The sequence below is a fragment of the Campylobacter concisus genome, assembly GCF_002912895.1.
GTDB classification, from domain to species: Bacteria; Campylobacterota; Campylobacteria; order Campylobacterales; family Campylobacteraceae; genus Campylobacter_A; species Campylobacter_A concisus_G.
Genome location: NZ_POZX01000082.1, coordinates 1 through 9,058, shown reverse-complemented (window position 1 = coordinate 9,058; position 9,058 = coordinate 1). Strand labels below are relative to the sequence as shown.

The window sequence follows — 9,058 nt, the reverse complement described above, 5'->3', positions numbered from 1 at the left end:
ATTAAGTATTGATGAAATTTTAGTATGTTTTAGCTCATTAAATAAATCTTCATGATCTAAAATAAACCTAGCCACTTTTTCTTCTGAGCTTAAAATTAATTCTTGATGAAGTAAATTTGTTGTGATTCTTATCTTTTCAGACATTGACTTTAAAAATTTCATACAAATTTCTGGTTTTATTAAAAATTCAGCCGCAAATTTTTCATAATTTATCTTTAATACCTCGCCGGATATGGTAAAAATGGCACTAGCTGGGTAGACAATATTTTCAAAATTTACGACTTCCGCAACAAAATTCATAGGAGCCAGCTGATGAATAAAAATTTCTTTTCCATTTGCCGTGGTTTTATAAAGCTTAACAGAGCCGCTTATTAAAAATATTAACCATTTTGGCTCCTCGCCTTCTATAAATAAAAATTCACCCTTTTTATACTTTTTTACGACACTTATGGCTTCAAGTTTGGCTAAATCTTCTTCGTTTAAGCCTTGAAAAAATGGGATTTTTTCTATCATATTTTCACTCGCCTCTTTAAAATAAAAAACATTTTAGCATATAAAAATAAGATAAATTTTAATAGATTTTCAAAGGGAATTCTCCCTTCGAATTGTATGAAATTATTTTTTAAGTAGATCTCTAATCTCAGTTAGAAGTGCAATGTCGGCTGGAGTTTCAGGCTCTACTGGAGCTGGCTCTTCTTTTGGTAATTTATTTTTAAGTGTATTTAAAGCTTTGATGACGCAGAAAATACAAAATGCGATTATTAAAAAATCAACCATTGTTTGTATAAATGAGCCATAATTTATCGTAACGGCAGGCGCTCCCTCTACCGCTTCTTTTAGCGTAAGCTTAAGATCAGTGAAATTTACACCGCCAGTTAAAACGCCAACAACAGGCATGATAACATCACCAACTAGTGATGAAACGATCTTTCCAAACGCGCCACCTATAACAACGCCAACAGCCATATCTATGACATTTCCACGCATCGCAAATTCTTTAAATTCGCTTATAAAACTCATTATTTCTCCTAAAAATGTTAAATTTTTGTTCGGATTTTATTCAAGAAATGCTTTGCTTCGGCTAAAAAAATCAAATTACATAACTTTAAATTTATCAAGCTGGTGTTATAATCCAAACTCAAAATTTAACGTAAGGAATGAGCTTATGTATCGTTTTGCGCCCTCTCCAACAGGAGATATGCACATAGGAAATTTACGTGCCGCTATTTTTAATTATATTTGTTCTTTGCAAGATAAAAGTGGCTTTATTTTACGCATAGAAGATACCGACAAAGAGCGAAATATCAAGGGAAAAGAGAAAGATATCTTAGAAATTTTAAGCAAATTTGGCATAAAACCAAAGCAAATTTACATCCAAAGTGAAAATTTAAAATTCCACAGACAGCTAGCTTCAAAGCTCCTCATCGACAAAAAAGCTTTTGCTTGCTTTTGCACCGAAGAAGAACTTGAGGCAAAAAAACAAAAAGCAAAAGAACAAGGCGTGGCATATAGATATGACGGTACCTGCGAGAGATTAAGTGACGCCGAAGTTTTAAACTACGAGAAGCCATTTGTCATCCGCATGAAAAAGCCAACACGCACTATGAGCTTTACAGATGCGATCAAAGGCGAGCTAAGCTTCGAGCCAGACGCTGTTGATAGCTTTGTCATCATGAGAGCAGACAAGACTCCAACTTACAACTTTGCCTGTGCGGTTGATGATATGCTTGAGGGCGTGACCTTTGTCATACGCGGCGAGGATCACGTGAGCAATACACCAAAGCAAGACCTCATACGCGAAGGCCTTGGCTACACTGGCAAGATGAACTACGCGCATTTGCCTATACTTTTAAATATTGAGGGTAAAAAAATGAGCAAGCGTGAGAACGAATCAAGCGTAAAATGGCTCTTTGAGCAGGGATTTTTGCCTGAGGCGATTGCAAACTATTTGATACTTCTTGGAAACAAAACTCCAACTGAAATTTTTACGATCGAAGATGCGGTGAAGTGGTTTGATATAACCAAAATTTCACGTTCACCTGCTAGATTTGACGTGAAAAAACTTGAGCAAATAAATAGAGAACACATCAAGCTTGCTTCAAAAGAGCGTATAAAAGAAATTTTTGGCGTAGATGAGAGCAAGGCTGAGCTAGTTAAATTTTACACTCAAGAAAGCTCATTAGTGCCTGAGATAAAAGCAAAAGTTGAGGCTATATATTCACCAAAAATAGCTCCAGATGAGTACAAAAATGAATTTGATATCATCAAAAAAGCAGCTCGTAATTTAAAAGCTTGCGAAACATTTGATGAGTTTAAAAAAGAGCTTATGAGCGTTACAAATTTAAAAGGTAAAAACTTTTTCATGCCACTACGTGCGCTACTTACAAACGACCTTCACGGTCCTGAGCTAAGCGAGCTCTATCCGCTCATCAAAGATGATCTGGCCAAAATTTTAATCTAGGAGCAAAAATGATACTTTCCACCCTATTTTCAGCGATCGCAAACATTTTGCACCTTATTATCACGGTCTATACTTGGATCATCATCGCAGCAGCGCTCATTAGCTGGGTCAGACCTGATCCTAGCTCGCCAGTCGTGCAGCTACTTTATAGGCTAACTGAGCCGGTTTATAGCTTTATTAGACGCTATATAAAAACAAATTTTAGTGGCATCGACTTTACTCCGCTTATCGTACTTTTAGCACTTCAATTTTTAGATCAATTTTTAATAAGGCTTTTATTTGGTTTTGCTGCGTCACTTTAGTATTCTCTCTCTTGTTTGTGTTGCTCTTTTAGCTAAAATTTATACCTATGAAGAGCTAAAAAACGAGCCAAAAAGCCTTGCAAAAGACTACTACATCAACCGCCTTATCAACGAGGGCAGTTATACAAAAGAGCAGATAGCAGATCTTTCGCGTGATGTATTTAGAAGAGCAGGCCTTGTTCAAAAATCAATCGATAAAATTTTACCTCCAAAAGCGGCTCCTAGCAAATGCCCTGGTGTAAATGCAAAAAATATCACCCAAGCAAATCTAGCTTGCCAAAATTTGCTAACATCTATTACTTTTAGCTTAAAGCTTGATAATCATACTCGTGAAATTTTGGCAGCTAATCTTGCAAAGACAAATCCAGAAAAATCAAAAATTTTACTCGCATTAAATGAAGTAAATCCGGCTAAAGCTTTTGCAAATTTAAATGATACAAAGAGCTTTCTAGAGCTATTTAACGCCTCTAGCCCGCAAAATAAAAGTATACTTTTTAGCGAAAGCTTTGATGCAAATTTCATGACCAAGCTATACTCTCAAAAGGGCTTTACAAATTTATTAAACGATATTGTTTTTAATAAAAAATATGAAGGTTTTAGAAGAAATTTGCTAAGTATCGATCCAGCCATCACTGAGAAAAAAGATGCTTTTACGCTTGGATTAAATGCCATTTTACTAGGACAAGACGATATCGCTTTTAGTCTTTTTGCAAGAGCTAAAAGTACATTTGAAAGAGCTTGGCAAAGAGACAATGCGACCTTTTGGCAGTACCAGATAAGCAAAAACGAAAGCTTTTTAAAAGAGCTAGGTGCCAGCAAGGACACAAATATCTACTCACTTTACGCAAGAGATTTGATCGGTGGCGAACCACTCGAGGTCATCGTACCAAGGCCTAGTAAGCAAAATATCGAAAATTTTGACGTAAGCGATCCGTTTTTATGGAACAAAACTGTAGCCCTTGCAAAGGATATGAATGCCACGCAAGCAAGCGAATTTGCAAAGAAATTTTATACAAACGAAAGTATCGGTGCCTATGCATACTTCATGCAAAAGGCGCATGGCTGGGAGAAACAATACTTCTTGATGCCAAGTTCTCCTGAGCTTGAGGGCATCAGCAACGAGAGAAAATCGATGATCTATGCCCTAGCTAGACAAGAGAGTCTCTTTATCCCAAGCGTGGTTTCTACTTCATACGCCCTTGGAATGATGCAGTTTATGCCATTTCTAGCAAATGCGATCGGTAAAAAAGAGCTAAAGATCCCAAATTTTGATGAAGACGATCTTTTTAAAACAGATGTCGCATTTAAATTTGCAAATCACCACCTAAACTATCTTGATAAATTTCTCTATCATCCGCTCTTTACCGCATACGCGTACAACGGCGGTATTGGCTTTACCAAAAAGCTTATCACAAGAGATGATATGTTTAAAGAGGGAAAATTCGAGCCATTTTTATCGATCGAGCTTGTCCCAGTCGCAGAAACTAGAAACTACGGAAAGAAGGTGCTTGCCAACTACGTAATCTATATGGCACTTACTGGTTCCAATATAAAGATTTCGCAACTTTTCGAAAATTTAACAAAACCGGCTTTGACTGATAAATTTCGAAACTAAGTGCTAGATCATCGCTTTGCTTACTTGGTGCGGTCACTTCATAATAGAGCGCCCAAGGCATCGAAAATCCAGCAAATTTTAGCATCTCGTCATTTTCATCAAGTAGCCTTGTATTTGTGGCATTTGAGTCGTTATTTACCTTTATATTATTTAGCTCGCTAGCGTGCTCTTTTGGATTTATGGCCACCAAAAAGTGCTCTTTGCTCTGGTCTAAATTTGAATTGTAGATCGGATTTAAATAGGTAGCGATGATGAGCGTCCTGTCAGCACCATCAATAATCTCACTTTTGCTTGTGTAGGCCAAAAGCTCATTTTTTAACGGCTCATGCACGATTACTTTTTCACCAGCACAGCCAAATATCATCAAAATAAATACAAAAAACGATATAAATTTGCTCATAAAAACTCTTGAATTTCTAAAATTTCTGCCATTTTAGCATTTTAATTTTTAAATTTCACTCATAAATTTTAAAGCCAACATAAGTTATAATCGCGAGAAATTTTAACAAAAAAGGTTCTTATGAAAAGACTTGCTATTGCTTTTTCTGGCCCTTCAAATAGCGGGAAAACGACTCTTATTTTAAAGGTAGCAAAAAAATTTATAGATGATGGTTTGAAAGTCGCGATAGTAAAACATGATCCAGGCGACAAGGCCAAATTTGATGTTGAAGGCAAGGATAGCTTTAAATTTTCTCAAACCGGAGCAGATGTGGTGGTGATGAGTCCGACTAGAACAACTTATTTCTCACAAAATCCACAAGAAATTAGCGATGTCATTAAAATGCTAGGTGAGTTTGATATGCTCTTAGTTGAGGGTTTAAAGACGCTTCCACTACCAAGGTTAAGCGTTTTTAAAGATGAAATAGATGAAAAATATCTTAGCTTTTCAGACGCGATCGCAACATATAAAAAACAAATTCCTTACGAGATAAAAAATATAAATTTAGACGATATAGACGCCATTTGTGCGTGGATAATTAAAAATGCAAAGGCTGTATAATGCAAGAATTAAACCAAATTTTTAACACCATAAAAGAGATCGCAAAAGAGATAAGCGAAGTGATAAAATACGCCGATCTTGGCTACACAACTCACGAAAACGCAACTGGCGACACCCAGCTAAAGCTTGATGTAAAAAGCGACGAGATCATCACAGCTAAATTTAAGCAGCTTTCATGCGTAAAAGCGCTAATTAGCGAAGAGAAAGAGGATGAGCTTGAGATAAATAAAAATGCTAAATTTATAATCGCTTACGATCCACTTGATGGCTCAAGCTTAGTTGATGTAAATTTCGCCGTTGGCTCGATCTTTGGTATCTATGAAAACGAAGTAAAACCAGAAAATTTAATAGCCGCAGCTTACAGCATATATGGCCCAAGACTTGAGCTGGTAATTGCTGAGAAAAAGGGCGCTTTGCCTAAATTTTACAGGCTTGGCAAAGATGGCGAGTTTAAATTTGTAAAAGAGCTTGAGCTAAAAGAAAAAGGCAAGCTAAACGCCACAGGGGCTACGCAAAAGGGCTGGAGCCAAACTCATAGAAACTTCATAAACGAGCTATTTAACGAGGGCTACAGACTAAGATACTCAGGTGCGATGGTGAGTGACCTGCATCAAATTCTACTAAAAGGTGGTGGCCTTTTTAGCTACCCAGCAACGAGTGATCATCCAAATGGCAAGCTAAGAGTAGTCTTTGAAGTGTTGCCATTTGCCTTCATATATGAAAACGCAAAGGGCGCAACCTCAAACGGCAAAAACCAAACACTTTTTGATATAAAAATAGAAAAAATTCACCAAACAACGCCATGCTTTTTTGGCTCACGTAATGAAATTTCTCTTTTGTATAAATTTTACGAGCAAAAATAATGCAAGAAACACAAGCAAACGAGCCACTTGACGCATTTGAGCTAGCCTTAAAGCAAAAAGCAAAAATTTTGCAAGAGTGCCAAAGCCAAAAAGGGCAAAAAAGCTGCTTTAACTGCGAAGTATTTTTTGACTGCGAGACAAGAAAAGAGTATGTAAATAGCTGCTATAACTCGATGTCAAAAGGCAATACTGGCAGCGATGGCGGATTTGATTTTTAAAATTAAAGGAAAAATATGAAAGAAAAAGCTTATATAACGACCCCAATATACTATGTAAACGACGTGCCACACATCGGTCACGCCTACACGACTATCATCGCTGATACACTTGCTAGATTTAACCGCTTGCAAGGCAAAGAGACCTACTTTATGACTGGCACAGATGAGCATGGTCAAAAGATCGAACAAGCAGCTCGCGCAAGAGGTAAGACACCAAAAGAGTATGCTGATGAGATCAGTGCGAAATTTAGATCACTTTGGGATGAGTTTGAGATAAGCTATGATCATTTTATAAGAACGACCGACGAAGAGCACAAACAAACTGTGCAAAATGTTTTTGAAAAAATGCAAGCAAATGGCGACATTTACAAAGGCGAATATGAGGGATTTTACTGCGTTAGCTGTGAAACTTTTTTTAACCAAAGAGACCTACTAGAAGACAATCACTGTCCAGACTGTGGCCGCGTGACGTCTTTAGTCAAAGAAGAGAGCTACTTTTTCAAGCTTTCAAAATATGAAGACGCGCTTTTAAAATGGTACGAAAATGACGAGCTTTGCGTCATCCCAAAAGGCAAGAAAAACGAGGTCGTAAGCTTTGTAAAAGGTGGACTAAAAGATCTTTCAGTAACAAGAACGAGCTTTGACTGGGGCATAAAGCTACCAAAGAGCGCAAACGATGAAAAGCACGTTATGTACGTCTGGCTTGACGCGCTTATAAACTACCTAACAACACTAGGATATTCAAGAGATGATGCTAGAATGGATCTTTGGCCATACACTACTCACATCGTTGGCAAAGATATTTTACGCTTTCACGCAGTTTACTGGCCGGCATTTTTGATGAGTCTTGGCTTGCCATTACCAAAACACGTAGCAGCGCACGGCTGGTGGACCATAAATGGCGAAAAAATGAGCAAAAGCAAGGGCAATGTCATAAACCCAAGAGAGGTCGCAAACGCTTATGGGCTTGAAAATTTCAGATACTTTTTGCTTAGAGAGGTGCCATTTGGTCAAGATGGTGACTACAGCCAAAAAGCATTAATCGAGCGCATAAACTCAGAGCTTGGCAACGGACTTGGCAACCTGCTAAGCCGCATTGTGGGCATGAGCTCAAAGTATAGCGACTATAAAATTGGCTCAAAAGATGTACTCAAATTTCATAAAGCCGAGCTTGATGAGGCAAAAGGCTACCTTGATGAGGCTATAAAAAATTTAGAAAATTTAGCGACGAACCGCTACTTAGAGGATCTTTGGAAGGTCGTAACGCTTGCAAATGTAGCCGTTGCGAAGTATGAGCCATGGTCACTTGTAAAAGCTGGCAAAACTGACGATGCAAACGCACTTGTAGCACTTTGTGCGAATTTGCTTGCAAAAGTGGCGATACTACTTAGCCCAGCTATGCCAAAAACTTGTACTAAGATAGCTGAAACGCTTGGCTTTAGCATAGACACAGCATCTTATGAAAGTCTTGTTTTGAAAAATGAAATTTCAAATTTTGTAGCAAAAGCTACCGAGCCACTTTTCCCAAGGATAGAAAAAGAGCTAATGAGCGAGGCAAATGAGCCAAAGGTTGAGGCAAAAACTGAGCCAAAAGAGGAGAAAAAAGAGAGTGAGATCATTAGCATTGATGACTTTGCAAAGGTGGTGATAAAAGTAGGCGAAGTGCTCGAGTGCGAGAGAGTTGAAGGCAGTGAGAAACTGCTTAAATTTAAGATAGATCTTGGCGAGGAGCAGCCGCGTCAAATTTTATCTGGCATCGCAAAATACTACGAGCCTAGCTCACTTATTGGCAAACAAGTTTGCGTTTTAGCAAATTTAAAAGAGCGAACAATGATGAAAAAGTATATCTCTCAAGGCATGATCCTAAGCGCATCTGATGGCTCGCTAACGCTTCTTGGTACGCAAGGTAAGGTTAAAAATGGCGCGATCGTTGGCTAAATGACAATAGAAAATTTAACACGCCTAATAAATGCCGAGGCTCTAAATGCACCGACGATAACTAGCGTAAGCGAGTTTGTTTTCGAACTAAAGCATGTAAGACGTGGCTTTGCGTATATTTGCTTAAACGCAAACGATAGCGACATAGAAACAGCGATTAAACAAGGCGCATACGCCATAATTAGCGAAGATAATGTGCCAATTATCGACAAAGAGATCGCTTTTTTAAAAGTTAGTAGCTTACAAACTGCCATGATAAAACTCATGAGATTTGAGGCTACTCACAAAGATTTAAAATTTTGCGCCGTAAATCCTTTTATAAATGATTTTTTAGAAAAATCAAAGCTTGGCTCTAACGCACACGTCATGTCAAAAAATATCACTGAGCTTTTTAACCAAATTTTTCACGCAAAGGTCTTTGATGTCTTTTTTGGCGATGACACAAGAACACTTCAGCGAATATCACCTCTTTTTGAGACCATTTACACAGATACAACTATGCACGAGATAAATCCAAGCTCGATCTTTTTTACAAACACAGTCTTTAAGCAAACATACTATCAAAACTTAAACATACCACTAGTTTTTGCTGGGATGTTTTATGGGCTTTTAAAATTTCTTGATAGCAATAAAATTTCATTTAAGCCTTACGAAGGTAGGA

11 protein-coding genes are annotated in these 9,058 nt (G+C 37.7%); 8 read left to right on the top strand and 3 right to left on the bottom strand.

Features of this window, described 5'->3' with window-relative positions; translation table 11 throughout:
• Together CYP51_RS09620 and mscL are read right to left on the bottom strand one after the other, a co-directional pair.
• Window positions 1–513: Crp/Fnr family transcriptional regulator (locus CYP51_RS09620; RefSeq protein ID WP_103604173.1), on the bottom strand; the 513-nt coding region annotated here is incomplete at its 3' end.
• 102 nt (window positions 514–615) lie between these two features.
• Window positions 616–1,020, bottom strand: coding sequence for a large-conductance mechanosensitive channel protein MscL (gene mscL, locus CYP51_RS09615; protein WP_087578533.1), 405 nt, complete (start codon window positions 1,018–1,020; stop codon window positions 616–618).
• Between the two features lie 145 nt (window positions 1,021–1,165).
• Here mscL and gltX point away from each other — a divergent pair, with 145 nt between their 5' ends.
• The 3 genes from gltX to CYP51_RS09600 are packed head-to-tail and all read left to right on the top strand — an operon-like array spanning window position 1,166 to window position 4,378.
• The gene (gene gltX, locus CYP51_RS09610; RefSeq protein WP_103625257.1) at window positions 1,166–2,461 is read left to right on the top strand and encodes a glutamate--tRNA ligase; all 1,296 of its coding nucleotides are present in this window, start codon (window positions 1,166–1,168) and stop codon (window positions 2,459–2,461) included.
• 8 nt (window positions 2,462–2,469) lie between these two features.
• Complete coding sequence (locus CYP51_RS09605) at window positions 2,470–2,763, top strand: YggT family protein (RefSeq protein WP_103625256.1); 294 nt, start codon at window positions 2,470–2,472, stop codon at window positions 2,761–2,763.
• Window positions 2,741–4,378 carry a lytic transglycosylase domain-containing protein gene (locus CYP51_RS09600; protein ID WP_103625255.1) on the top strand — a complete coding sequence of 546 codons (1,638 nt, stop codon included), beginning with the start codon at window positions 2,741–2,743 and terminating at the stop codon, window positions 4,376–4,378. Before CYP51_RS09605 ends, CYP51_RS09600 begins: the two co-directional genes overlap by 23 nt.
• Here the strand turns inward: CYP51_RS09600 and CYP51_RS09595 are convergent.
• Window positions 4,299–4,778, bottom strand: coding sequence for a hypothetical protein (locus CYP51_RS09595; RefSeq protein ID WP_103625254.1), 480 nt, complete (start codon window positions 4,776–4,778; stop codon window positions 4,299–4,301). The two genes, CYP51_RS09600 and CYP51_RS09595, sit on opposite strands and share 80 nt — an antisense overlap.
• A 120-nt stretch (window positions 4,779–4,898) precedes the next feature.
• Between CYP51_RS09595 and mobB the strand changes: the two genes are divergently transcribed.
• From mobB to CYP51_RS09570, 5 genes are all read left to right on the top strand, one after another.
• Entirely contained in the window at window positions 4,899–5,378 is a 480-nt protein-coding gene (mobB, locus tag CYP51_RS09590; RefSeq protein WP_084040860.1) for a molybdopterin-guanine dinucleotide biosynthesis protein B, read from the top strand.
• Complete coding sequence (locus CYP51_RS09585; RefSeq protein WP_103625253.1) at window positions 5,378–6,241, top strand: class 1 fructose-bisphosphatase; 864 nt, start codon at window positions 5,378–5,380, stop codon at window positions 6,239–6,241. Before mobB ends, CYP51_RS09585 begins: the two co-directional genes overlap by 1 nt.
• On the top strand, window positions 6,241–6,459 hold the full coding sequence (locus CYP51_RS09580; RefSeq protein ID WP_084040864.1) for a hypothetical protein: 219 nt from the start codon (window positions 6,241–6,243) through the stop codon (window positions 6,457–6,459). The genes CYP51_RS09585 and CYP51_RS09580 overlap by 1 nt, the downstream gene beginning before the upstream one ends.
• A 15-nt stretch (window positions 6,460–6,474) precedes the next feature.
• Window positions 6,475–8,397 carry a methionine--tRNA ligase gene (gene metG / locus CYP51_RS09575; protein WP_103625252.1) on the top strand — a complete coding sequence of 641 codons (1,923 nt, stop codon included), beginning with the start codon at window positions 6,475–6,477 and terminating at the stop codon, window positions 8,395–8,397.
• A partial coding sequence (locus CYP51_RS09570) for a ferrochelatase (RefSeq protein ID WP_103625251.1) occupies window positions 8,398–9,058 on the top strand: 661 nt, incomplete at its 3' end.